General features: G+C 70.2%; 18 protein-coding genes. 10 read left to right on the top strand and 8 right to left on the bottom strand.

The window, feature by feature from the left end:
• Positions 1-8 precede the first annotated feature (8 nt).
• Positions 9-1202 (bottom strand): endo-1,4-beta-xylanase, encoded by a 1194-nt coding sequence (locus tag OG470_RS16810; RefSeq protein WP_328425340.1) that lies wholly within the window; start codon positions 1200-1202, stop codon positions 9-11.
• Between the two features lie 374 nt (positions 1203-1576).
• Positions 1577-2965 carry a serine hydrolase domain-containing protein gene (locus OG470_RS16815; protein WP_328425342.1) on the bottom strand — a complete coding sequence of 463 codons (1389 nt, stop codon included), beginning with the start codon at positions 2963-2965 and terminating at the stop codon, positions 1577-1579.
• Positions 2966-3078: 113 nt separating this feature from the next.
• Between OG470_RS16815 and OG470_RS16820 the strand changes: the two genes are divergently transcribed.
• The 3 genes from OG470_RS16820 (at position 3079) to OG470_RS16830 (ending at position 10434) form a co-directional block, all read left to right on the top strand.
• Entirely contained in the window at positions 3079-3492 is a 414-nt protein-coding gene (locus tag OG470_RS16820; RefSeq protein ID WP_328425344.1) for a VOC family protein, read from the top strand.
• Positions 3493-3719: 227 nt separating this feature from the next.
• Complete coding sequence (locus OG470_RS16825) at positions 3720-9335, top strand: GH92 family glycosyl hydrolase (RefSeq protein ID WP_328425346.1); 5616 nt, start codon at positions 3720-3722, stop codon at positions 9333-9335.
• Between the two features lie 7 nt (positions 9336-9342).
• Positions 9343-10434: an alpha/beta fold hydrolase gene (locus OG470_RS16830; RefSeq protein ID WP_328425348.1), complete on the top strand. Its 1092-nt coding sequence runs from the start codon at positions 9343-9345 to the stop codon at positions 10432-10434.
• 34 nt (positions 10435-10468) lie between these two features.
• Here the strand turns inward: OG470_RS16830 and prfH are convergent, their stop codons facing one another.
• Positions 10469-11149 carry a peptide chain release factor H gene (gene prfH, locus OG470_RS16835; RefSeq protein ID WP_328425350.1) on the bottom strand — a complete coding sequence of 227 codons (681 nt, stop codon included), beginning with the start codon at positions 11147-11149 and terminating at the stop codon, positions 10469-10471.
• A complete protein-coding gene (locus OG470_RS16840; protein ID WP_328425352.1) occupies positions 11146-12333 on the bottom strand; it encodes an RNA ligase RtcB family protein in 1188 nt (395 codons plus the stop codon). Before OG470_RS16840 ends, prfH begins: the two co-directional genes overlap by 4 nt.
• Before the next feature lie 169 nt (positions 12334-12502).
• Here OG470_RS16840 and OG470_RS16845 point away from each other — a divergent pair, with 169 nt between their 5' ends.
• Positions 12503-12901 (top strand): AAA family ATPase, encoded by a 399-nt coding sequence (locus OG470_RS16845; protein ID WP_328425354.1) that lies wholly within the window; start codon positions 12503-12505, stop codon positions 12899-12901.
• Positions 12902-13108: 207 nt separating this feature from the next.
• Here the strand turns inward: OG470_RS16845 and OG470_RS16850 are convergent, their stop codons facing one another.
• Positions 13109-13762 carry a class I SAM-dependent methyltransferase gene (locus OG470_RS16850; protein ID WP_328425356.1) on the bottom strand — a complete coding sequence of 218 codons (654 nt, stop codon included), beginning with the start codon at positions 13760-13762 and terminating at the stop codon, positions 13109-13111.
• A gap of 243 nt (positions 13763-14005) precedes the next feature.
• Here OG470_RS16850 and OG470_RS16855 point away from each other — a divergent pair, with 243 nt between their 5' ends.
• Positions 14006-14761: an SDR family oxidoreductase gene (locus tag OG470_RS16855; protein ID WP_328425358.1), complete on the top strand. Its 756-nt coding sequence runs from the start codon at positions 14006-14008 to the stop codon at positions 14759-14761.
• A 13-nt stretch (positions 14762-14774) separates the two neighbouring features.
• Here OG470_RS16855 and OG470_RS16860 read toward each other — a convergent pair whose 3' ends face one another.
• The 3 genes from OG470_RS16860 to OG470_RS16870 all read right to left on the bottom strand — a co-directional run bounded on the left by OG470_RS16860 (position 14775) and on the right by OG470_RS16870 (position 19234).
• Entirely contained in the window at positions 14775-17003 is a 2229-nt protein-coding gene (locus OG470_RS16860) for a hypothetical protein (protein ID WP_328425360.1), read from the bottom strand.
• A 230-nt stretch (positions 17004-17233) separates the two neighbouring features.
• Complete coding sequence (locus OG470_RS16865) at positions 17234-18082, bottom strand: YybH family protein (protein ID WP_328425362.1); 849 nt, start codon at positions 18080-18082, stop codon at positions 17234-17236.
• A gap of 33 nt (positions 18083-18115) precedes the next feature.
• On the bottom strand, positions 18116-19234 hold the full coding sequence (locus OG470_RS16870; protein WP_442931155.1) for a sigma-70 family RNA polymerase sigma factor: 1119 nt from the start codon (positions 19232-19234) through the stop codon (positions 18116-18118).
• On the opposite strand from OG470_RS16870, the gene OG470_RS16875 reads away from it, so the two are divergent.
• The 5 genes from OG470_RS16875 (at position 19233) to OG470_RS16895 (ending at position 23747) form a co-directional block, all read left to right on the top strand.
• Positions 19233-20447, top strand: coding sequence for an FUSC family protein (locus OG470_RS16875; RefSeq protein WP_328425367.1), 1215 nt, complete (start codon positions 19233-19235; stop codon positions 20445-20447). The genes OG470_RS16870 and OG470_RS16875 overlap by 2 nt on opposite strands.
• 75 nt (positions 20448-20522) lie before the next feature.
• Complete coding sequence (locus OG470_RS16880) at positions 20523-21047, top strand: hypothetical protein (protein ID WP_328425369.1); 525 nt, start codon at positions 20523-20525, stop codon at positions 21045-21047.
• Between the two features lie 74 nt (positions 21048-21121).
• Positions 21122-21964, top strand: a complete 843-nt coding sequence (locus OG470_RS16885) for a DUF4097 family beta strand repeat-containing protein (RefSeq protein WP_328425371.1) — start codon at positions 21122-21124, stop codon at positions 21962-21964.
• 41 nt (positions 21965-22005) lie between these two features.
• Positions 22006-22962, top strand: coding sequence for an ATP-binding cassette domain-containing protein (locus tag OG470_RS16890; RefSeq protein ID WP_328425373.1), 957 nt, complete (start codon positions 22006-22008; stop codon positions 22960-22962).
• Positions 22959-23747, top strand: coding sequence for an ABC transporter permease (locus OG470_RS16895; protein WP_328425375.1), 789 nt, complete (start codon positions 22959-22961; stop codon positions 23745-23747). The genes OG470_RS16890 and OG470_RS16895 overlap by 4 nt, the downstream gene beginning before the upstream one ends.
• Positions 23748-23793: the final 46 nt, after the last annotated feature.

The following is a 23793-nucleotide window of genomic DNA, read 5'->3' on the forward strand; positions in this document are numbered from 1 at the left end:
CCAGCGGGTCAGCGGCGCGGCTTGGGTGCGATGCGCGGCAGGACGTACGGCGGTCCCGCGAAGATCAGGTCGGACTTGAGCTCGTGGTACGCCCGCTTGGGTTGGTAGCTCTCGTCGTAGATGGTGGCCATGCCCTGCGGCGGGTCGTTGAACCAGCCCGGCACCCAGGAGTGCTTGTCGCTGAAGCCCCAGACGGTGTAGGACAGGCAGCTGCGTACGGCGAGGCAGGCCTTCATCAGCACGCTGAAGTTGGCGGCCGACGCCTGCAACCTGGGGTTGATCTCCGCCGAGTTGCCGGCCCGGACCGCCTCGGTCATCTCGCTGCGGACGTCGACCTCGGTGAACGCGGTGGCGACACCGAGCGCGGCGAACTCCTTCAGTGCGGCGGTCACCTGGAGGGTGTCGTAGTTGCCGTACTGGGTGCCCAGGTGGCCCTGGGAGCCGACGCCGTCGATCGGGACGCCCTGAGCGAGCAGACCCTTGACCATGTCGTGGACGAACTGCGGCTTGTCGTCGGCCGGATTGCCGGAGCCGAACGCCTCGATGTTGTAGTCGTTGTAGAACAGCAGCGCCTTGGGATCGGCGGCGCGTGCCCAGCGGAACGCGTCGGCGATGTAGCCGGGCCCGAGGTTCTGGGCCCAGAAGCCCTTGTAGTGCAGGGTGGACGGGGTGTCCCACGGGTCGCTGACCGCCTCGTTGACCACGTCCCACTGCCAGATCTTGCCCTTGTATCGGCTGACGACGGTGGTGATGTGCCTGCGTAGCAGCTCGCGCAGCTCCTGCCTGCTGATGGAGCCGTCGGCGACGCCACTGGTCAGCCAGGCGGGCAGCTGGTTGTGCCAGACCAGCACGTGGCCGCGCACGCTCTGCCTGTTGCGCTTGGCGAACTCGACGAGCTGGTCTGCCGCGGCCCAGTCGTAGGCGCCGCGGGTGGGCTCCAGGCTCTCCCACTTCATCGCGTTCTCGGCGGTGACCGAGGAGAACTCGGAGGTGGTCAGCCGGCGGTACTGCGGGTCGCTGGTGTCGTTGAGGGCCGCCATGTCCACCGCGGTGCCGACCTGGAGGCCGTGGCGCAGGCCGAGAGTGGCCAGGCTCTGCGCGGTCGGATCGTAGGGCCGGTTCGCGGCGGCTGGCACCGTGTTCAAGGCCGCAACGGTCGCGACGGCGACCGCGCCGGCGGTCATCCACCGTCTTAGCTTCATCTGCCTTCCTTTCATATTGATCGACAAGCGTCGATCATGAAACAGAGGGTGCGGGGCCGGTGCTGATGATCTGGGGGTGGGGTCGACGCCGGGTGTCGAGCGGTCGGGCTGACCGTGGGTGGTGCCGGTAGCTCGGGGTGGAAACCGGAAAGCTGCTCGAAACATTATGGTTGTCGATGTTCCTCGTCAACCTCGAAAACTTCCGGAAATCAGTTGTGTGAGCTGCGAAGCCCTGATTGCGCTGATGCCGAAACTTTCGAAGGGTGGCGGCGCGACGGCATAGCCGGCAACACGAGGTCGCCGGCTGTGCCGTACGTGGATGTGTCTGCGGGTTGCCCTAGGCGCGGACCACGGCATCGCGCCAGAGACGCGGCCTAACGTCGACGGGCAGGCGGCGACGTGGTTGCCGACCCCTGACGCCCCGACCGCTGCGGGCCGGTCGGCTGGGCATGCCAGCGGGCCAGTTCGTCGGCGGTGGCGACGCGTACCGGGTCGGGGTTGGCCCAGCTCCAGTTGGGGTGGGCCCGGTTGGTGAGAAGGACGAACACGAGCTTGTGGGTGGGGTCGACCAGCAGGGAGGTGCCGGTGAAGCCGGTATGCCCGAAGGTGGTCGGACGGCTGAGCCGACCCATGAACCAGGGCTGGTTGAGCACCACGCCGAGCCCGTGGTCGGCGGTGCGGTGTGGCCGTTCGGGGTCGACGGCGGGCAGTCCAGCGTTGGCGTTGGTGAGCATCCGGCGCACCGTGCTCTCGGCCAGGACCCGGCGCCCACCGTAGGTGCCGCCGTCGAGCAGGAGTTGACCGATGACGGCGACCTCCTGGGCGGTGCTGAAGATGCCGGCGTGCCCGGCGATGCCGCCGAGGTGGTTGGCCACGTCGTCGTGCACGACCCCGCGGAGAAGTCCGCGTGAGGAGCGGGCGTCGGTGGCGACCATCCGAGCGTCCCGTTCGGTGCTGCTGATCCAGGTGTTCGGATTGAAGCCCGTCCACCGCAGGCCGAGCGGGTCGGTCAGTCCGGTCTTCAGGGCCTGGTCGAGGCGTTGGCCGGTGACCTTCTCGACGAGCTTGCCGGCGACCATCAGGCCGACGCTGGAGTAGCGGAACACCCGGCCGGGCACGCCGCCGCTGACCAGCGGGGTGGCCAGGACCGCCTTCCACTTCTCGGCGAGGGTGGGGTAGCCGGTGACGGTGGCGCCCACGGGCAGACCGCTGGTGTGCGCCAGGAGCATCGCCACGGTGACGGCCGACTTGCCGGTGCCGGTGAACTCGGGCAGGTAGCTCACCACTGGTGCGTCGAGGTCGAGGCGCCCCTGCTCGACCTGCTGCAGCACGAGGATGGCCGTGTAGACCTTCGTGATCGACGCGAGGTCGAAGATGGAGTCGGGACGCATCCGGACGCGCTGCGCGGCTGGCAGGAGCACCGGCCCGGCGCCGAAGCGAAGCGCCTCGCCGACGGTTGCCTGAGCGCTCGGCTGCCCGCCGGCGAGGGTGAGCGCCACCGCCCCCGCGTACGTGGGGTGCGAGGGGTTCTGGCTGGTGGGCTGCAGGTGGACGTTCAGGACGCCGGTCAGCCGCTGGCTGATCGTTCTCGACGTGCGGGCCAGGGGGCCGGTGGCCGCGGCGCCACCCTGTCCGGCTACGGGCTCAGCCGGGATCTGCCATGAGCCGGCCTGCCCGGTCGAAGGCTTCGACTGGCAGCCGGTGAGCGCCGCAGCGGCAGCGGAGAGTCCGAGGCCAAGCATCGAGCGTCGATCGATACGCACGGCAGGATCATGCCATCTCATCAGGCGTGACGACAGCGCAGCTCTGCGACCGGCTGTTGTCCGTACCTCTGTCGATGGACGGACGGCCACGCGGTCCGTGGTTGGATGCGGGCATGGCTGAGTATCCGCAACTGCTGCACACGGTCATCGACACCACCGACGTCCGTGCCCTTGCCGAGTTCTATCGGCAACTCCTGGGACTGCGGTACCGGCAGGGCGACGAACCTCCGGCGGACGGGGTTGCGGACGACGCGGACTGGCTCGTCCTCGTGGACGCGAACGGGGCCCGCAGGCTGGCGTTTCAGCAGGTGGAGCGTCTGGAGCGTACGACGTGGCCCAAGCATGACATTCCCATGCAGATGCACCTCGACTGCACAGTGTCCAGTTTCGAGGAGCTGCAGCGGCAGCGGGAGCGGGCCGAGTCGCTCGGGGCGCAGTTGCTGCTGGACCGGTCGGACCACGCGGACGAGCCGCTCTATGTCCTCGCGGACCTCTCGGGTCACCCGTTCTGCATCTTCGTCGGCTGATCCGCGGCTTTTCGCCACGCGGTCGCCGCTGGGCGGCATGTTTCGCTCGGATCAACCCGTTGACACGGCCGTGGTCTGCCCGGAACTATCAGCCACAGTCCAGCGGTCCCGCGTCGTCGGTCACGAGCTTCATGACAACGATGTCAGGATCGATCGCAGCAGCCATGGTCCACTCTGCCCAGACGTTCGACGTACTCGACCCGTTCGAGGCGAAAGGCCCTGTCCCCATGTCGCATTCCCCCCCTGTGCGCTCCTGGTCCCCTCGTCTGCTCGCCGCGACAACCGCAGTCCTGCTCCCGGTAGGGCTGCTCGTCGCCGCACCGCTGGCCAGCGCCGCGCCCCCCACGCCGCAGCCCGGCAACTTCAACTCCTCGTTCGAGTCGGCCGACCCGCAACCCGCCACGAGCACCGTGGAGATCGGCCAGAACGGAAAGCCGATCCAGGCGAACCTCAGCGGATCGGTCACCACGCTGCCAGGAAGCCTGCTCGACCAGGTCAGCGCGGTAACCGCGAGCGCCGACAACCCGCCCAACGAGATCGCCGCGAACCTCAAGGACGACGACCCCGCGACAAAGTGGCTGGTGTTCGCCTCGACCGGCTGGGTGACCTACCGGCTGGCTGAGCCCGCGGCGGTCGTGCGGTACTCGCTGACCTCAGCGGACGACGCACCCGGCCGCGACCCCCGGGACTTCGTCGTGCAGGGCTCGAACGACGGCAGTACCTGGACCGACCTGGACCGGCGCGCCGGCGAGACGTTCAGCGGGCGGTTCGCCACCAACATCTACAGCTTCACCAACACGACCGCCTACGGCTACTACCGGCTGAACGTCGCCGCGAACTCCGGTGACCCCCTCGTGCAACTCGCCGACTGGAACATCAGCGACGGCTCGGACGTGCGGCCGCCGGCCACCCCCATGGTCAGCGAGGTCGGCGCCGGTCCGGACGGCGGCTACACCACGAAGCCGGAGGCCGGTTTCACCGGATTGGCCGCACTGCGGTACTCCGGTGGCGCCGAAGGCGACGGACGCTCGTACGGGACCAACAAGCTGTTCGACGTCGACATCCCGGTCGGGCCGAAGACCCGGCTGTCCTACAAGATCTTCCCTGAGTTCACCGGGAAGGACGGACGCTACCCGTCCACCTACGCGGCGGTTGACCTGCACTTCACCGACGGCAGCTACCTGAGCGGGCGTTCGCCCGTCGACCAGCACGGCTACGCGCTCACCGCAGCCGGACAGGGTGCGTCGAAGGTGCTCTACGCCGATCAGTGGAACGCGGTGCAGTCCGACATCGGCGCCGTGGCAGACGGCAAGACGATCGACCGGATCCTGCTCGCCTACGACAATCCGCAGGCCACCGGGCAGACCCGGTTCCAGGGCTGGCTCGACGACGTCGAGCTGACGGGCTCGCCGGCGTCGATCGACGGCTCACGGCTGACCAACTACGTCGACACCCGGCGCGGGACCAACTCGACGGGCGGGTTCTCGCGCGGCAACAACCTGCCGATCACCTCCGTGCCGAACGGCTTCAACTTCTTCACGCCGGTGACCGATGCCACGTCCAACTCGTGGGAGTACCAGTACCACCGGGTCAACAACGCGGCCAACCTGCCGACCCTGCAGGGCCTCGCGATCTCTCACGAGCCCAGCCCGTGGATGGGTGACCGCAACCAGATGTCGGTCATGCCGGTGGCGGGCGACAGACCCCTCACCGGGACGCCCGCCAGCCGGGCGCTCGCCTTCAGCCACGAGGACGAGACGGCGCAGCCGGACCTCTACCGGGTCACGACGCAGAACGGTCTGACGGCGGAGATGTCGCCGACCGACCACGCCGGAATCATGCGGTTCACCTTCCCGTCCGGCCAGCCGACCGGAAGCCTCGTCTTCTACAACGGCACGTTCACCATCGGCGCGGACGGCACGTTCACCGGCTGGGTCGACAACGGAAGCGGCCTGTCGGCCGGTCGTACCCGGATGTTCGTGTCCGGCGCCTTCGACCGGGCGCCGACGGCGTCCTCGGCGACGTCCGCCACCTTCGACGTCACCGCGGACCGTCAGGTGACGATGCGCATCGCGACGTCGTTCCTCTCGGTCGACCAGGCCCGCCGGAATCTCGACCTGGAGGTCACCGGGAAGAGCTTCGACCAGGTCCACGCCGCCGCCACCGCGGCTTGGAAGGATCGACTCGGCCGGGTTGAGGTCCGGGGCGCGACCGAGGCGCAGTTGGTCACGATGTACTCGAACCTCTACCGGCTGAACCTGTACCCGAACTCGCAGTCGGAGAACACCGGCACCGCCGCCGCGCCGCGCTGGCAGTACGCGAGCCCGGTGTCGGCGCCGACCGGTACGTCGACCCCCACCCAGACCGGCGCGAAGATCGTCGACGGGCAGATCTACGTCAACAACGGCTTCTGGGACACCTACCGCACCGTGTGGCCCGCCTACGCGCTGCTCTACCCGGACGTCGCAGCCAAGATCTCTGACGGGTTCGTCCAGCACTACCGCGACGGCGGTTGGATCGCCCGCTGGTCGTCTCCCGGTTACGCCGACCTGATGACCGGCACCAGCGCCAACGTGGCACTGGCGCAGGCGTACCTCACCGGGGTCAAGCTGCCCGACCCGCTGGCGGCGTACGACGCGGCGGTCAAGGACGCGACCGTCGCGTCCGGGCGCAGCGAGGTCGGCCGTAAGGGCATCGAGACCTCGCTGTTCCTCGGCTACACGCCGACCTCCACCGGGGAGTCGGTGTCGTGGGCGCTGGAGGGCTTCATCAACGACTACGGCATCGGCAACATGGGTGCGGCCCTGGCCAAGGACCCGGCCACGCCGAAGTCGGAGCGCGAGCGGCTCAAGGAGGAGTCGCGGTACTTCCTGGAGCGCGCCCGCAACTACGTCCACCTCTTCGATCCGAAGACGAAGCTGTTCCAGGGCCGCGACGCCGCCGGCAACTTCCTCGCCGGTGACCCGCTGGACTGGGGTGGCGTCTACACCGAGACCAACGGGTGGAACTTCGCGTTCACCGCGCAGCAGGACGGCCAGGGACTGGTCAACCTGTACGGCGGCCAGAAGGCGCTGCAGGACAAGCTCGACGAGTTCTTCTCCACCCCGGAGAAGGCCGACCGTCCCGGCGGTTACGGCGGCACGATCCACGAGATGCTTGAGGCCCAGGCGGTGCGGATGGGTCAGCTCGGCATGAGCAACCAGCCGTCGCACCACATCCCGTACATGTACGACTTCGCGGGCGCGCCGGCCAAGACGCAGGCGATCGTGCGGGAGATCCTGCAGCGCCTCTACGTCGGCAGCGAGATCGGCCAGGGCTACCTGGGCGACGAGGACAACGGCGAGATGTCGGCGTGGTACATCCTCAGCTCGCTGGGCATCTACCCGCTGCAGGCCGGGTCCGCCCAGTGGGCCATCGGCTCGCCGCAGTTCACCAAGATGACCGTCCACCGCACGAGCGGCGACATCGTCGTCAACGCGTCGAACAACAGCACGACGAACGTCTACGTGCAGAGCGTCAAGGTCAACGGTAAGAAGCAGCGCGAGGTGTCCCTCGACGTGTCCGCGCTCGCCAAGGGCGGCACGATCGACTTCCAGATGGGTCCCAAGCCGTCGTCCTGGGGCAGCGGCAAGAACGACGCGCCGCCGTCACTGACCAAGGGTGACGCCGCGCCCAAGCCGCTGCAGGACACCACCGGCCCCGGTCTCGGCACCGCGACCGCGAGTGACGGGCAGGACGCGTCGAAGCTGTTCGACGACTCGTCGACCACGCAGCTGACGTTCACCTCGGCCACGCCGCAGATCAGCTGGGCCTCCCGTGCTGGCAAGCAGAAGCCGAGGTACTACACCGTCACCTCCGGTGCGGCCGCGGGCGATCCGGCGGCCTGGCGACTGCAGGGCTCCAACGACGGCATCACCTGGAGCACCGTCGACTCCCGAAAGGACGAGGTGTTCCCGTGGCGTAACCAGACCCGTCCGTTCACGATCAGCGATCCGGGACGGTTCGCGCAGTTCCGCCTCGCCGTGACGAAGACCGTCGGCGCCGCCCAGACGAACCTCGCCGAGATCGAGTTGCTCGCCGGAGGCGACCTCGAAATCGGTGGCGGCGACATCTCGGTGACCGCCGCGGGCAGCGTGCACGCGACGTCCGGCGTGCCCGTGTCGGTGCCGTTGGCCTCCGTCACCGGGGGCACCGCCACCGGCTACCGGGCCACGATCGACTGGGGTGACGGCTCACCGGTCACCGAAGGAACCCTGACGCTGAGCTCTCGGGCCGTCTACAGCGTCAGTGGCGCGCACACCTACGCCACGCCGGGTCACCACCAGGCGAGCGTCACGGTGACCGACGGCACCGGCCAGAGCTCGGCGACGGTCGGCGTCGACGTGGCCTACGCGCCGAGTTCCGGGCTCACCGCGGCATTCGACACCGTCTGCATCGGCGACGAGGGCGCCCTCGCGGCGAACTGCGACGCCAAGTCGTGGGCGTACTCGCGGGCGGCCCTGACGGCAGCCGGCGTGACCCAGGGCCAGCGGCACGAGGTGCCCGGGACGGCACTGACCTTCACGCTGCCGGCGATCCCGGCGGGTCAGCCGGACAATGCCACCGGTAACGGCAAGACGATCGTTCTGAACCTTCCGACCGACGCCAGGAGCATCTCGTTCATCGGCGCCGGCACGCAGGGCAACCAGAGCACCACCGGCACGGCGACGTTCAGCGACGGCAGCACCGCCAGCATCCCGATCCAGATGAGTGACTGGACGCTGGGCGGCAACGCCAACGGCACTCCGTCCTACGGCAACATCGTCGTCGCCAAGGCCGCGTACCGGCTGAGCGGTACGAGCCGGGACGGCGCGCAGCCGTTCCTGTTCGCCACCGCGCCGTACCAGATCCCGGCGGGCAAGACGCTCGTCTCGGTGACCCTCCCGACGCAGACCGGCAACCCCGGCTCGGAGGGCAGGATCCACGTGTTCGCCATCGCGGACGACGGCACACCGGCCCCCGCGCTGGCGACCGTCGCCCCGAGTGACCAGACGGTCAACGCCGGTCAGGTCCTCTCGGCGAAGCTCGGCTCGGTCACCGGCGGCGTGCCCGGCACCCCGGGCTACCGCGCCCGCGTCCAGTGGGGTGACGGCACGATTCCGGGCGACGTCACGATCGACCAGTCCGGTGTGATGAGCGGACAGCACACCTACACGCAGGAGGGCACCTACACGGTGCACGTCACCGCGTGGGACACGTTGTCGAGCAGCACCGGGACGTTCACCGTGACCGTGGCACGTGGCGCCCGCCAGCCGGCGATCGCGGTGTCCGCGTCCGCCACCACTGGTGACACGATCACCGTCAACGGCAGCGGGTTCGCTGCCGGTGAGCAGGTGACCGTGACTCTCGGCACCAGCCCGACACGGACCATGAAGGTCGCGGCCTCCGCGGCGGGAGCGGTCCGAGTCTCGGTCCCGACGTCCGATGACGCGCAGCCCGGCCGGTACTCCGTCACCGCCACCGGCGCGTCCTCGCGGACTCCGGCGACGGCCACCGTCCAGGTGACCGAGCAGCAGGAGGCGCCGAGGTACGCACCGGCAGCGGCGTTGACGACCACGGCGGGCCCGCGCGGCACCGCGATCACGGTCGACGGTTCCGGGTTCGCGCCGAATGAGGCGGTCACCATCAGCCTTGGTGACGGCCTCGCGGTAAGCACCGTGCGCGCGAATGGTGACGGCGTCATCTCTGGCGCGACCGTCAGCGTTCCCGGGGCGGCGAAGGCCGGCTCGACCAGCGTCACGCTGGCAGGGGCGAAGTCGACGACGCGGGTTTCCCTGCCCTTCACCGTCACCGGCCCGAACTGAGCCGGAGGTGACAGAGCCGCCGTGGGCGGGCCGTGATCACGGCCCGCCCACGGCGGCGGCGCATCTTACCCAGGTGGCAATCGGTCGCCCCGGTCCTTGTGCAACCCGCCGTCCTGGCCTGCCCACCGCCCTACGATTCAACCTTGTCCAGCAGGCCCGAACCGCGTTCAGGCACGGGGAGCAGTCGACAAGAGGGGCCGGTGCGATGGCAACGTTCGATGAGGTGAAGCAGGTCGATGCCGGTGTCCTGAATATCGGCTACGTCGACGCTGGCCCGTCGGATGGTGCCGCCGTGATCCTTCTCCACGGCTGGCCGTACGACATTCACAGCTTCGTTGACGTCGTGCCGCTGCTGACGGACGCCGGCTACCGGGTCATCGTGCCGTACCTGCGTGGATTCGGCTCGACGCGGTTCCGGTCCGACGAATCAATTCGGAACGGCCAACCGGCGGCCATCGCACGCGACCTCGTCGCCCTCATGGACGCCCTCAAGATTGAGGCGGCGAAGCTGGCCGGCTTCGACTGGGGTGCCCGCACCGCCGACATCGTGGCCGCGCTGTGGCCCGAGCGGTGCCGCGGCCTGGTCTCGGTGAGCGGCTATCTGATCGACGGCCAGGAATCGGGCCGGAACCCGCTCCCGCCGAAGGCGGAAATTGCCTGGTGGTACCAGTTCTACTTCGCCACCGAACGCGGCCGGAAAGGGTACGACAAGAACCGGCGCGACTTCGCCAAGCTGATCTGGCACACCGCCTCGCCGAGATGGATGTTCGACGACGCGACATTCGACCGCAGCGCGGCGGCGTTCGACAACCCCGATCACGTCGAAATCGTGATCCACAACTACCGGTGGCGGCTGGCCCTCGCCGCGGGTGAGCCGCAGTACGAGGAGTTCGAGAAACGGCTGGCCGACAAGCCGAAGATCACGGTGCCCAGCATCTCCCTGGAAGGGGATGCCAACGGTGCGCCACACCTGGAGCCCAGCGTCTACGGCGCGCAGTTCTCCGGCCGGTACGAACACCGGACCATCAGCGGCGGGGTGGGGCACAACCTGCCGCAGGAGGCGCCCGGGGCCTTCGCCGACGCGGTGCTGCAGGTCTGAGCCGCCCCCGAGCGGGCCGCGCCAACGGCCTCTCTCAGGCTGCCCCACCGGCCGGTCGCCGTCGCTTGTGCCCGCGCTGCTGAGCGGCCAGATCGCGTCCCGACGGTTCGGGGCGTTCGACGCGGGTGGGGTTGCCGCGTACGAGCTCGTCGTGGATACGCCAGCGGGATGTGGTGACGGCGCGTCGGGCCGCCTCGTCGCCGTGCTCGATGCGCTGTCGCAGCAGGTTCAGGGCGATCCGGCGGTTCAGGCCGAACTGCCGCTCGTCGTCCACCACCACGACGATGCCCGAGGGGCGGTGGGTCGCCCGTACCGCCGTGCTGGCCTTGTTGCGGTGCTGACCACCGGGGCCCCCGGTACGGCAGGCCACGATGTCGACATCCGCCTCCGTGAACCTCGTCGGCGCGGCGTCGAGCTGGGGCGGTTGAGCGATGACGTACCAGTTCTTGCGCCCGGTGCTCGCCCGGTACGGGCTGGGAGCCTGCCAGCACAGGGTGCCGGTCCAGGAGGCGGCGAACGCCTCGGCGCCGGCGCCCGAGACCTGGATCAGGACCGACCGGTAGGTGTCGGGCCGGTCGCCCGGCACGGCCTGGACCCGCTGGGTCGTCAGGCGCTGTCCGGTGGCGTCGTCCTCCAGGCGGCTCAGCAGTTGGGCCAGCGCCCAGGCGCACTCCTGCGGGCCACGCCCGGCCGACAGCAGCAGCTGGACGCTCATCGCCGGCCTCGCCCGCGGCGCTGGTCCCGGCGGTCGGATCGGTGCGGGGACCCGAGGTCGGGTGTCTTGTAGGTGACCAGCGGAGTGGTGGTGGCCACCGGCGTGGCCAGGTGGTGGTCGACGAGGTCGGCGATCACCTGCTCGATGCGCTTGTACGCCGTGGGTGCCTCCTCGAAGAGCAGTTGGCGGTCGCCGCACACCACGATCGAGCCCACCGGTGTGCGGCGCAGCTCCTCGACCGTGTGCTTGGCCCGGCCTCGGCGCAGGGCGTCGGCGCGGGACATCTTGCGGCCCGCGCCGTGCGCCACCGAGTGGTTGGCGTCCGAGCCGGCGTGGGCGGCCACGAGGTACGAGGCGGTACCGCGCGTACCGGCGATGAGCACGTCGCGGCCGTCGCCGGCGGCAGCCCCCTTGCGGTGCAGGTAGACCCCGTCACGGACCTCGACCAGGTTGTGGCACTGGTCGACGATCGGCTCGGTTGGTTCGGCGCCCAGGGCGTGCGCGACCCGGGCGGCCATCAATCGCCGGTTGAGCGACCCCCATCGCACGGCGTCGTCATGCATCGCCAGGTAGGCCGCCGGATCGGGGGCGGGGCCGGCACCGTGGGCACCGGTGTGCGCCCGCAGGATCCGCTCGCCCAGCCCGCGCGAGCCACTGTGGACGATGAGGACGAGGTCACCGGCGTCGGGCCCGAGGCGGCTCGCGTGGCCCGGGTCGAAGACGGTCTCGACGCGTGCGAGCTCGACGAAGTGGTTGCCCCGGCCCACCGTCCCGAGGCCCTCCAGGTGGCCGGCGGGAATGTCACCCGACACGACGGCCCAGGCCGGGTCGTCGGCGTCCTGCGCAGGGTCCAGCGGGCGGTCCAGGTCGGGGAACCGGGCGGCGAGCCGTTCGGGTACGGCGCGCTTGAGGTGGATGGGGAACACGGCGATGCCGCAACCGATGTCGGAGCCCACCAGGAACGGGTACAACACGCTCGACGCCATGGCCGCGCCGATGGGCGCGCCCTTGCCTGGGTGCAGGTCCGGCATGGCGGCAACATGGATCATGCCGTCGAGGGCGGCCACCTGCTGGCACTGCGCGAGCGCGTCAGACTCGATCCAACTGGCGGGGGAGGCGAATACGGTGACGGTTGCAGGGGTGGACGGAGACAGAGACTCCCGACGGGAGTGGTGCTGGGACAAGGATGCTCACTTCTGGCTGAGACGTAGGGGCGGACGGCGTCACGGCCCCGGGGCGGCGTCACCGGGGGCTCGGAGCAGAGGGGTTGTCCGTCAGTACGTCATGGACGCCACTCTGGTGGAACCCACCGCGCCCGGCAAGCGAGTTTCGATCGCCGCGTACGCTGCCGCGATGAGCGCACCGCGTCGCGTCCTGATCTACGGGGTGCATGGCGCTGGCAAGTCCACCCTCGCGGAGCGGCTGGCCGAGCACCTCGGGTTGCCGTGGTACCCGGTGGACGATCTGCTCTGGAAGCCGGGGTGGGTTGAGGTGCCGGTCGCGCAGCAGCGGAGTCGGATCGAGAAGATCTGCCAACGGGACCGCTGGATCCTCGATGGGGCGTACCACGGGTGGCGCGACGTACCCCTGGCTCGGGCCGACCTGGTGGTCGGCCTGGGCTATCCGCGGTGGTGCTCCTTCTGGCGGTTGCTGCGTCGCACCATGCGCCGATTGGTGACGGGCGAGGAGATCTGCAACGGCAACCGCGAATCACTGGGCAGTGTGCTGTCCCGGGACTCGATCCTGGTCTGACACATCGGCGGGTTCGGCCGGGCCCGGCGGCGGATGCGGGCGTGGCAGGCCGATCCGTCCGCGCCACCGGTGCTGTTGATGCGGTCCCCGGCCGACCTGGATGACTGGCTGATCGACCTCCCCCGTCGTTGAACGACCGCGCTCACCGGCTGAACCGACCAGCCGGTGACGGCCGGATCGCCGCCGGCGGTCGACTGGCTGCCGTCGTCACTGCCCGCTGGTGGGCGCCGGTTTGATCGCGCGCCCGACGACGCACGGCGAGGATGGGCTGTTGCTGGCTGTCGGGAACCGGAACCGGTGCAACTCCTCGATGACGAAACCGGCTGCCGTGATGGCGGCGGTGGTGTCGCGGCCGGTGTGGCAGCCGGCGAACAACTTCGGCCACAGCGTTGCGTCGAGCACCCGTTGGACCCGGCGCAGACCGCCGGGCTCCTCGGCGGCGACGTGCTCGAAGAAGCGCAACTGACCGCCGGGGCGCAGCACCCTGCCGATCTCGGCGAGCGCGCCCGCCTGATCGGGCACGGTGCACAACACCAACGCGACCACGGCAGCGTCGAACTCGCCCTCGCCGGCCGGTAGTGCCTCGGCCAGAGCGTCGACGACCCGGACCGGTACCGGCGCTGTCGTGGCCGCTCGGACGGCGGCGGCACGCAGACGCCGTTCCGGCTCGACCGCGACGACCTCGGTCACCCTGGGTGGGTAGTGGGGGAACATGCGGCCGTTGCCCGCGCCTATCTCGATCACCCGGCCGGAGAGTCCGGCGACCAGATTCCGTCGGTGCTCGGCGGTGCCGGCGCGATCCATGGCCACGCTGAGCCGCTCGTAGAACCGGGCGAACACCGGGTGGGACACCGCTGCCATGCCGACCTCCAGAGGCGATGGGATGCCGTCACCCATCGTGTACGACGCACACAATCATGAGTCGTGATGTCTCCCCGCCGCGTACCCGCAGGTACGTAGCCTGATTTCATCCGTGACACCGCCCACCGTAGCCACCTCGTGCACCGACATCGGTGGACGTGTCACGGATCGGCGCCCTGGTTACGTCGTACTTGGTTGGCAACGACTCGGCCCCACCGCGGGCAGGTAGGAAGTGTCTAGATCATGAAGATAGTCGTCATCGGCGGCAGCGGCCTCATCGGCTCCAAGCTCGTGGACCGCCTCGGTGCGCAGGGGCACGAGGCGGTGGCGGCGTCGCCCAAGACCGGCGTGAACACGCTGACCGGCGAAGGAGTGGGCGAGGTACTCGACGGCGCCGATGTCGTCGTGGACGTGTCGAACTCGCCCTCGTTCGAGGACGCCGCCGTGCTGGACTTCTTCCAGACGTCCACCCGGAATCTCCTCGCGGCCGCGGCGGAGGCCGGAGTGGGGCACTACGTGGCGCTCTCCGTCGTGGGCTCGGACCGCCTTCCGGACAGCGGGTACATGCGGGCGAAGGTCGCCCAGGAGAAGCTCATCGCCGAGTCCGGGCTGCCCTATTCGCTGGTACACGCCACGCAGTTCTTCGAGTTCGTCCAGGGCATCATCGACGCCGGCACGGATGGCGACACGGTTCACCTCGCGCCGGTGCTCATCCAGCCGATCGCGGCCGACGATGTCGCGGCCACGGTGGCCGACGTCGCGGTCGGGACGCCGACGAACGCTGTGGTCGAGGTCGCCGGGCCGGAGCAGTTCCGCCTCGACGAGCTGGGCCGGTCCGTTCTCGCGGGCAGTAAGGACCCCCGTTCTGTGGTGACCGACCCCGCCGCCCGGTACTTCGGCGCCACCCTGGGCGAACGCTCACTCGTTCCCGCCGACGGCGCCCGCGTCGCTGACCGGAGCCTTGACGACTGGCGCACGCAGGCGGCCCGCGGGCGGTAACGCCCCGGCCGCGCTACGGCGGGCCGGCGGTCGGATCCGCCGGCCTGCCGAGGCGCTCCAGCAGGTCCCGCACCGCCTGGGTGAACCGTTCCTCGGATTCGCACGGCCAGTGCCCCTGAATGGGTGGTGGGACGCTGTCGCTGGGCGGGGTCACCACGTCGCGGGGATCTCGCAGGCGGCGGTCCACCGTCGCCGCCGGACCGTCGACGGCCGCCGGCTCACCTGGCCGGTGGCCGGAGAAGATCCAGCCGCCGATGGCATCGGTGTCGCGCCACAGGTTCACCCACCGCCAGCCGACCCGGCTGCCGACCTCGTGTAGCACCGCATCGTTGATGAAGGCGGGGAAGAGCCGCCCGTAGAGTCGGCGCAGCGGTGCCCCTTCGGTGATCAGGGCGACCCGGTTGCCGACCTGCGGTGGCAACTGGAGCACCGTCGCGGCGACCAGGACCGAACCATGGCTGTGCCCGGTGAGCAGCACCGCGTTGCCGCGGGAGACCAGGTACGTGATTCGTCGGGCCAGCTCCGGCACGGCTCGTTCGGCGTAGCAGGCCGGTGCGAACGGGTGGGCGGCCCGCGGCCAGAAGGTGCCCAGGTCCCAGAGGACGCCGACGTGCCGCCGGAACGGGAGGGTCCGATAGCCGAAGATCCCGCCGATGATCAGGCCGAGGATGATCGCCGCGATCACCCAGCTGCCGAACGCGATGCCGAAGGTGACCACGTCGGCCGGCACGCCGATGTTGCGCTCGATGACGTCGCTCGGGAACAGCTCCAGCAGGCCGATGGTGGTGGTGGCCGTGCCGAGTCCGGCGAGGCAGCTGTAGACCACGGCCAACGGCACCAGTTTCTCGGTGAACAGGGCCCGGGCGATCGTTTGCTGCACCTGTCGCAGGCGGGGCGCGGCCTCGGCGGGCGGGTCGGGGAAGTCGTGCTCGACGATCTTCGCCGCAGCGCGGTACCGCCCGCGGCGGGAGATCAGAATGAGCAGGCCCAAGACGATCAGCGTGATCAGTACCGCCCGGAAGAAGCCGTAGATCGCCCAGGTGTACGCCCGGGCTGGCACGCTTTCCAGGCCATCTCCGGTCGGCGTATCGCGATCCAGGAAGTCCGCCACCCGGTAGATCAGCTCGGCGGAGTACGCCACCGCCAGACTGATCGAGGCGGCCACGATCACCAGCGTTCCCAGCCCGAACAGCGGGGTGACGTCCCGCTGCCGGTCCCGGCGCCAGAGCAGCACGATGCCCAGAGCCACCAGCAGCGTCGTCTGGGCGAGGAACAGGCCGGTCAGGGTCGCCTCGTAGCCGGGCAGGCCGCCCCCCTGAGGCCAGGGCGCCGGGCTGGCCAGCACGTGGGCCACGACCACGACGGTCAGGATGATGGCGATCGTCCGCAGGGTGCGGGTGATCCCGTCGAGCCGCCGGTCCGTGGCGGCCCGGTCGATCAGCGGGGGCGTGCAGAGCAGGACCACGCAGACGGCCAGTACGGTCCCGGTGGCCACGGCCAGCGCGATCGTGCCGGCCGAGCGGCTGGTTGTGGCTCGGGCGGCGAGCAGAGTGACGTCCAGCGTCGCGAACGCCGCCGCGACGTGGATGGAGCGCAGCCGACCCACCAGCGGCTCGGCGTCCCACTGACCGACCGCACCGAGCGGGAAACCGGAGACCTCCTTCTCGGGTGCGCGAAACGCCTCGAACGTTCTTCCCGGGCGGTTGGTGAGTCGCCAGAGCAGACCGACGGCGGCGGCCGGGACCAGCGCGAGCAGCGCCAGCCGCAGTCCGACAGGGCGTCCTCCCAACCAGGACAACCAGCTGCGCCCGGCCAGGCAGCGGGGCAAGGACATGCACTTCCAGGCGAGCAGGTCCAGGGCGACGCCGGCGACGGCGAGCACGTGCAGCACGGTGAGCGTGAGCGCCAGCACCCGGCACAGTGACTTGACCATCGTCTCGGAGCCAGGGTTCGCCGGGCGCATCCAGATCGCCACATTGGCCAGCATGAACGGCAGCAGGAAAACCAGCGCCAGGGTGCGGGCCACGGTCCCGGAGGGCAGGTCACCCCAGCGGTACGCCTCCAGCTTCACCCCGTACGCGCCGGTGTCCGAACGGCACGGGCTGGGTCGGTAGAAGCCCCCACTGCGGTCGCCCGCGACCTGCGCCACCTGCTGCAGGCCCAACACCTGATCGGCGCTCGCGCTGGAGACCCCGTGCACCCGCAACTCCACGACGTCGCCGGAGCTGCGTGGCCCGCTCAACGGCGCTGATCCATCCGACATCGCCCCCCGAGGTGTCCCGGCAGCCCCTGCCACGCGATCAGCCGCCGAGGCGGGCCCCGCCACCCGCGTGGCAGACCGGGGTCTACCCCACCTGGACCAGCCCAATCGTGGCAACAGCGGACGCACTGCGCACGCGCCGCCCGCCGGGTGGCCGCCCACGCTCTCGACCCGGCCACCCGGCTTCCCGGAGCCGACCCCGGTGGCGAGGGCTAGTGCGCCCGGGTGGGCATCAGGTCCGTCCTCGCCAGCCCGGTCTCCAGGTCGAGCGGGAACGACACGTGCTGGTGGACCATCTCCCAGCCGTGGTCGGTCCGGTGGAACACCCGCGTGCCCCGCGACCAGCTCTCGCTGGTGGTGCCGTCCTCCTGTTGCGCGGTCATCCGGTTCAGGCCCCATGACACGGCCAGGTCGTCGCGGACGACGACCGCCAGATCGGGAACCTCCCAGGTGACGGTGCCGCCGCTGGCGTCGAGGCCGCGGGCGCAGACCTCGCGGACCTGGTCCCGGCCGACGTACTCCAGCGGCTGCTCGTGTTCGTACGACACGACGGCCGGGGCGATGGGCTCCATGAGGCCGTCGAGGTCCTTCGCCGCAGTGGCCTCGAACCAGCGCCGGTGCAGCGCCCGCACCTCGCGTTCGGATTCTTCGCGCTCGCCGGCGCCGTTGTCGTCGGGGAACGAGTGGTGCTCGTGTGCGACGACCCACGATCCGCCCTCCTTGCGCAGGCCGAGGGTCAGGCGCAGCAGGAACTCCGGCCTCTTCGCCAGGTCGGCGGGGGTGCCGCAGCGCAGCAGCGCGTGGGCGTAGGCGACGGTGTCGCCCGCGGTGATGTCGAGGCTGGCCAGCTCGAACGTGGCGCCCGATGCCTGCCACCGGAAGAAGTCGGGCCAGCTCCGCTCGTACGCCTCAATGCCCTCGACGCCCTGGTATGGCGGGGGGACGTCGTACATGACGATGTCCTCGGCGTGGTCGGCGAGGACGGCGGGCAGGTCTCCAACCCGGACCGCCTGCGTCCAGCGTTCGATCAGTTCGCGGATCTGTGTCTCGTCGTCGGCCATGATGTCCCCTCGTGGGTCGGGTAGCTCTCACCTCTACAACCCGCGCGGAGCGACGAACTCATCGCCGCGTACTGACCAACTTTCCTCGTCCTGCCCGAGTTCCATGCCGAGGCCGCACATCCGGAGGGTCTCCGGGGTTAGGAACGACACCACCTCGGCGATCATGGTGCCGCGCAGCGCGACGACGTCCAGTGCCGCCGCGGTGAAGACAGACGTCTCCGGATCCCAGAGGTAGGTCCCGAAGGCGAGCTGCCCGTTCGCGTACGTCGGGACGAACCGCCACCGCACCGCCATCGGGCCGTCCAGCAGGAACCCTCGGATGCCCTCGTGGCCCTCGTACCACCGGGGCAGCGGCGGCATCGAGTACCGGGCGTCGTCGGTGAGCATCGCCAGGATGGCGTCGACATCGCCCCGCTCCCACGCGGCCACGTACCGCCGGGCCACCTCGCGTACCTTCTCGTCGCCGAGGCCGCTCAACTCCGTCTGCTGGCTGGTGGCGGTCGGGCGCAGCGCGTCGACCACCCGGCGGGCCCGTTGCAGGGCACTGTTGACCGCCGCGGCGGAGGTGTCGAGCAGATCGGCGACCTCGGCGGCGGGGTAGCCGAGCACGTCCCGCAACAGCAGCACGGCCCGCTGCCGGCCGGGCAGGTGCTGCAGCGATGCGACGAACGCGAGCTCCAGATGCTCGCGCTCCACCATCCGCTGCGCCGGGTCCAGTTCCCCGGCGGGGGCCGACCGCCGGTCCGGGTACGGCCCGAGCCAGGCGGTTTCGGCCACTGCCGCCGCCCCCGGCGTGAGGTCGGTGGGCAACTCCCGGCGCCGACCCCGGCGTTCGATCATGGTGAGGCACCGGTTGGTGGCGATCTTGTAGAGCCAGGCTCGCAGCGTGCCGCGATCCTCGTACCGGTCCCCGCTCTGCCAGGCCCGCGTGAAGGTCTCCTGCACCGCGTCCTCGGCGTCGTGGAAGGAGCCGAGCATCCGGTAGCAGTGGGCCGTCAGCTCGTCGCGGTATGCCTCGACCAGCAGGACGAACGTCACGGTGGTAGAGCCTACATTCACCACGGCCGACGTCCGGTCGCCCAACGAGCTGACCGCTGGCTGCGGCGACGGCTGCCAGGATTGATCCGGGCATGGCGGGGTAGGTGCCGCCATGGTCGATGCGGGTCGGCACGAAGCGGACAGGGGAGCCTCGACCCGCACCGACGACACCGCCCAGACCGGCCTGGCGGCGATCGTCGCCCGGCTCCGCGGCCGTTCGGCGGCCACCGTGCGGGACCGGTTGCGTCGGGTACGCGCCATGGGCGGGCTCGCCGTGCAGGCCGGCCTGGCCGCGACGCTGTCCTGGCTGGTGGCGCACGACCTGCTGCACATCTCGCAGCCGTTGTTCGCGCCGATCTCCGCGGTGTCGACCCTCGCCGCGTCGGTCGGCCAACGCCTGCGCCGCACCGTCGAGCTGATCATCGGGGTGACCGTCGGGGTGCTGATCGGTGACCTGCTGCTCGTCGTGATCGGCACCGGGTGGTGGCAGCTCGCCGTGGTCGTCGTCCTGGCGATCCTCGTCGCGTTGTTCCTCGTCGGCAGTGCGGCGGTGGTGGTCCAGGCCGGGGCGACCGCGGTGCTCATCACCACGCTCAGCCCATCCGTGCGTGACCTGGAGATCCCCCGGTTCGTGGACGCGCTCGTGGGGGGAGGGGTGGCGCTGCTGGTGACCGCGGTGCTGCTGCCGCTGAACCCCCTGCGGGTGCTCAACCGGGCCGCGCGGCCGGCGCTGGATCTCCTCAGCACCCAGCTCGACGCCACCGCCGGCGCGCTGACCGAACGCGATGCCGCTGCGGCGCGTACGGCCCTGGCCGAGCTGCGGCAGAACAAGGACGAGTTGAAGGCACTCGTCGAGGCGACCCAGGGCGCCCGGGAGGCCAGCACCCTCTCGCCGGTGCACTGGCACGAGCGGCACGGGCCGGTGGGCCGGTTCGCGCATGCGGCGGAACCGATCGACCGGGCGATGCGCAACAGCGGGACGTTGATCCGCAGGGCGGTGAGTCTCATCGAGGACGGCGAGCCGGTCCCGGAGCCGATGCCGAGGGCGGTCGCCTGCCTGGCCGAGGCGGTCCGGCTCCTGAAACGGCAGTTCGCCGTCGGCGACGAACCGCGGCAAGCGCGGGATCAGGCGCTGCGAGCGGTCTGTGCGGCCGGTGACGCCTACCGGGAGGGGGTCGGCTTCTCCGGTGCCGTCGTGGTCGCGCAGGTCCGAACGGCCGTCAGTGACCTGCTGGTGGCTACCGGGCTGGACCAGGAGGACGCGAACCTCCTGGTCAGGCGCGCCTTCGGCGAGTTGACGTCGCCCATCGGGGGCCGCGGGGACTGACCGGTTCCTACCTGGTGGCACCATCGTGAGCCAAGGGGTGTTGCGGCTGAGCCAAAGTGGTGCCATGATGGTGCCATGGAACTGAGGCCGTACGTCGAGAACCTGCGAAACGAGTTCGCTGTGGCCGCGGAGGGCGTCGACCAGGACGGTCGCGCGCTGGCCGAGCGGCTCTTCACCCAGTTGGAGGCGGCGACCCGCCTCACGCTGCTCGAGGCCCTGTCCGACGCGGCCGACGAGATCACCCGCGAGCTCGCCCCGGGTTCGGTGCACGTACGGCTGCGCGGTCGCGAGCCCGACTTCGTGGTGACGCCGGCCAGCCCGCCGGTCGACGGCGCTGGCGAGCAGACCCGCGCGCCCGCGCAGCCAGCGCCGGTGCTCACACCCGAGGGTGACGACGGCGGCACGTCGAGGATCAACCTCCGCCTCCCCGACCACCTGAAGGCCAGCGTCGAAGAGGCCGCCGGCCGCGCCGGGCTGTCGGTCAACGCCTGGCTGGTGCGTGCTGTCGCCGGCGCCATCGGGGCGGGCGATCCAGATCGTCGTCCGACCCGCCGGACGGAACCGCGCTCCGGCCAGCACTTCACCGGCTGGGCGCGCTGACCGCGTACCCCTGCTTCTTTCTTCCCGCCGCTCACCTGCAGCGATGCCCGCTGCCCACATTCCGGGAGACCACCATGCCTGTTTTCGATACGCCAGAGCCCATCTCCGTCCAGATCGACCTGCCCGTCGGCGACGCCTGGATCGCCGCGACCGACCGCACCGACACAGTCGTGCGGGTGCGGCCCCGTGACCCGTCGAGCAAGGCCGACGTGAGCGCCTCCGAGCAGACCACGGTCGAGTTCGCCGCCGGCCAACTGATGATCAAAGCGCCGAAGAGTTGGCGTCGCTTCGGCCCCGGAGCCGGACCCTCGGTCGACCTCCTGATCGAGGTGCCGAGTGGATCGCGGGTGGACGCCAAGGCATCCTGGGCGGCCTTCCGCTGCGAGGGGCGGCTCGGCGAGTGCAACGTCAAGACCGGTGGCGCGATCCGGCTCGACCGGACCGGGCCGGTGGACATCGACAGCAGCCACGGCGAGGTCACCGTCGAGCACGTCGCCGGATCTGCCCAGGTGAAGGCGTCCTCCGGCAAGGTACGCATCGGCGTGGTCGACGGCACCGCCGAGATCAAGAACTCTTCCGGCGACTGCTGGATCGGCCAGAGCAACGGCAACGTCCGGCTCAACACCGCCTACGGCGACATCGCCGTCGACGAGCCGATGGCCTCGGTGGAGGCGCGCACGGCCTACGGCAACGTCCGCCTCGGTGGGGTCGTGCGGGGGTCGATCGAGGTGCAGACCTCCTACGGGGCCATCGAGGTCGGCGTCCGCCGCGGGACCGCCGCCTGGCTCGACGTCAGCTCCCGCCATGGCCGGGTGCACAACGCGCTCGACACGACAGACAGCCCGGGGCAGACCGACGAAACGGTCGAGGTCCGGGCGAGCACCGCCTACGGCGACATCATGATCCGCCGCGCCTGATGGACCGCGCACGGCGAGACCGTCCACGAATCGAGGAGACCATGGCCCGACCCACCCGGCCCGCGATCATCGCGACCGGCCTGCGCAAGTCTTACGGCGACAAGGTCGTGCTCAAGGGCATCGACCTGGAGATCGCCGAAGGAACGATCTTCGCGTTGCTCGGCCCCAACGGCGCCGGCAAGACCACCGCCGTGCAGATCCTGTCCACTCTGATCAATGCCGACAGCGGCGAAGCCCGCATCGCCGGCCACGACCTCACCCGAGAGCCCGACGCCGTACGCGAGCTGATCGGCGTCACCGGCCAGTTCTCCGCCGTCGACAACCTGCTCACCGGTCAGGAGAACCTGAACCTGATGGCCGACCTGTGCCACTTGGACCGGGCGGCCGGCCGGCGGCGCACCGCCGAACTGCTCGACCAGTTCGACCTGGTGGAGGCGGCGAGCAAGCCGGTGTCGACCTACTCCGGCGGCATGCGCCGGCGGCTCGATCTCGCGATGACCCTGGTGGGGGAGCCCCGCCTCATCTTCCTCGACGAGCCGACGACCGGCCTCGACCCGCGCAGCCGCCGCGCCATGTGGCAGATCATCCGTGACCTCGTGGCGGATGGCGTCACCATCTTCCTGACCACGCAGTACCTGGAGGAGGCCGACCAACTCGCCGACCGAGTCGCGTTCCTCGACCACGGCCGCCTGATCGCCGAGGGCACCCCGCACGAGCTCAAACGGCTCATCCCCGGTGGACACGTCGTGCTGGAGTTCGCCGACCTGGCGGGGCTCGACGCGGCCGCCCGCACGCTCGCGACGGCCACCCGCGACGACACGGCGCTCACCCTGCAGGTCCCGAGCGACGGCGGGGTCGGGTCGCTGCGGTCCCTGCTCGACCAACTCGACCGTGCCTCGGTCAGCGTGGCCGGCCTCGCCCTGCACACCCCCGATCTCGATGACGTCTTCCTTGCCCTCACCGGCCAACCCGACAACGAAAGGGCCATGGCGCGATGAGCACTCTCTCTCTTGCCGTCCGTGACTCGAGCACGATGCTGCGGCGCAACCTCCTGCACATGCGGCGCTATCCGTCGATGACCCTCATGCTCGTCGGCATCCCGGTCATCATTCTGCTGCTCTTCGTCTATGTCTTCGGTGGCACGCTCGGCGCCGGCCTCGGGCCCTCCGGCGACCGTGCCCAGTACGCCAACTACGTCACCCCTGGCATCCTGATCATCACGGTGGTCAGCGGGGCGCAGGGCACCGCCATCTCGATTGCCATGGACATGACCGAGGGCATTATCGCCCGGTTCCGCACCATGGCGATCTTCCGACCGTCGGTCCTCACCGGCCACGTGCTGGGCAGCCTGTTCCAGACACTGATCAGTCTCGCGGCCGTCACCGGCGTGGCACTGCTGGTCGGGTTCCGACCGACCGCCAACCCGATCGAGTGGCTCGCCGCGATCGGCGTCCTGGCCATGATCACCTTTGCGCTCACCTGGCTGTCGGTGGCGCTCGGCCTGGTCAGCGAGAGTGTCGAGACGGCGAGCAACCTGCCGATGCCGCTGGTGCTGCTGCCGTTCCTCGGCAGCGGGTTCGTCCCCACCGACTCCATGCCCACCGCGGTACGGTGGTTCGCGGACTACCAGCCCTTCACGCCGGTCATGGAGACCATTCGCGGCCTGCTGCTCGGCACCGGGATCGGCAACAACGCGATCCTCGCGGTCGGCTGGTGCGCCACCATCTCCGTGCTCTGCTTCTTCTGGGCCAAGGCGCTGTACAAGCGCAGGGCCGCGGGCTGATCCCGGCCAATCCACCGAAGACCGACGGCCCGGCTGACCAGCCGGG

Origin of the sequence: Micromonospora sp. NBC_00389, assembly GCF_036059255.1 — a bacterium.
In the GTDB taxonomy this organism is placed as follows: domain Bacteria; phylum Actinomycetota; class Actinomycetes; order Mycobacteriales; family Micromonosporaceae; genus Micromonospora.

Coding starts and splice junctions, on each gene's coding strand:
- OG470_RS16895 (WP_328425375.1), top strand. CDS start 22,959: ATGAGCACTCTCTCTCTTGCCGTCCGTGACTCGAGCACGATGCTGCGG.
- OG470_RS16885 (WP_328425371.1), top strand. CDS start 21,122: ATGCCTGTTTTCGATACGCCAGAGCCCATCTCCGTCCAGATCGACCTG.
- OG470_RS16825 (WP_328425346.1), top strand. CDS start 3,720: ATGTCGCATTCCCCCCCTGTGCGCTCCTGGTCCCCTCGTCTGCTCGCC.
- OG470_RS16870 (WP_442931155.1), bottom strand. CDS start 19,234: ATGGCGGCACCTACCCCGCCATGCCCGGATCAATCCTGGCAGCCGTCG.
- OG470_RS16810 (WP_328425340.1), bottom strand. CDS start 1,202: ATGAAGCTAAGACGGTGGATGACCGCCGGCGCGGTCGCCGTCGCGACC.
- OG470_RS16880 (WP_328425369.1), top strand. CDS start 20,523: ATGGAACTGAGGCCGTACGTCGAGAACCTGCGAAACGAGTTCGCTGTG.
- OG470_RS16850 (WP_328425356.1), bottom strand. CDS start 13,762: ATGGCAGCGGTGTCCCACCCGGTGTTCGCCCGGTTCTACGAGCGGCTC.
- OG470_RS16875 (WP_328425367.1), top strand. CDS start 19,233: ATGGTCGATGCGGGTCGGCACGAAGCGGACAGGGGAGCCTCGACCCGC.
- OG470_RS16845 (WP_328425354.1), top strand. CDS start 12,503: ATGAGCGCACCGCGTCGCGTCCTGATCTACGGGGTGCATGGCGCTGGC.
- OG470_RS16890 (WP_328425373.1), top strand. CDS start 22,006: ATGGCCCGACCCACCCGGCCCGCGATCATCGCGACCGGCCTGCGCAAG.
- OG470_RS16855 (WP_328425358.1), top strand. CDS start 14,006: ATGAAGATAGTCGTCATCGGCGGCAGCGGCCTCATCGGCTCCAAGCTC.
- OG470_RS16820 (WP_328425344.1), top strand. CDS start 3,079: ATGGCTGAGTATCCGCAACTGCTGCACACGGTCATCGACACCACCGAC.
- OG470_RS16865 (WP_328425362.1), bottom strand. CDS start 18,082: ATGGCCGACGACGAGACACAGATCCGCGAACTGATCGAACGCTGGACG.
- prfH (WP_328425350.1), bottom strand. CDS start 11,149: ATGAGCGTCCAGCTGCTGCTGTCGGCCGGGCGTGGCCCGCAGGAGTGC.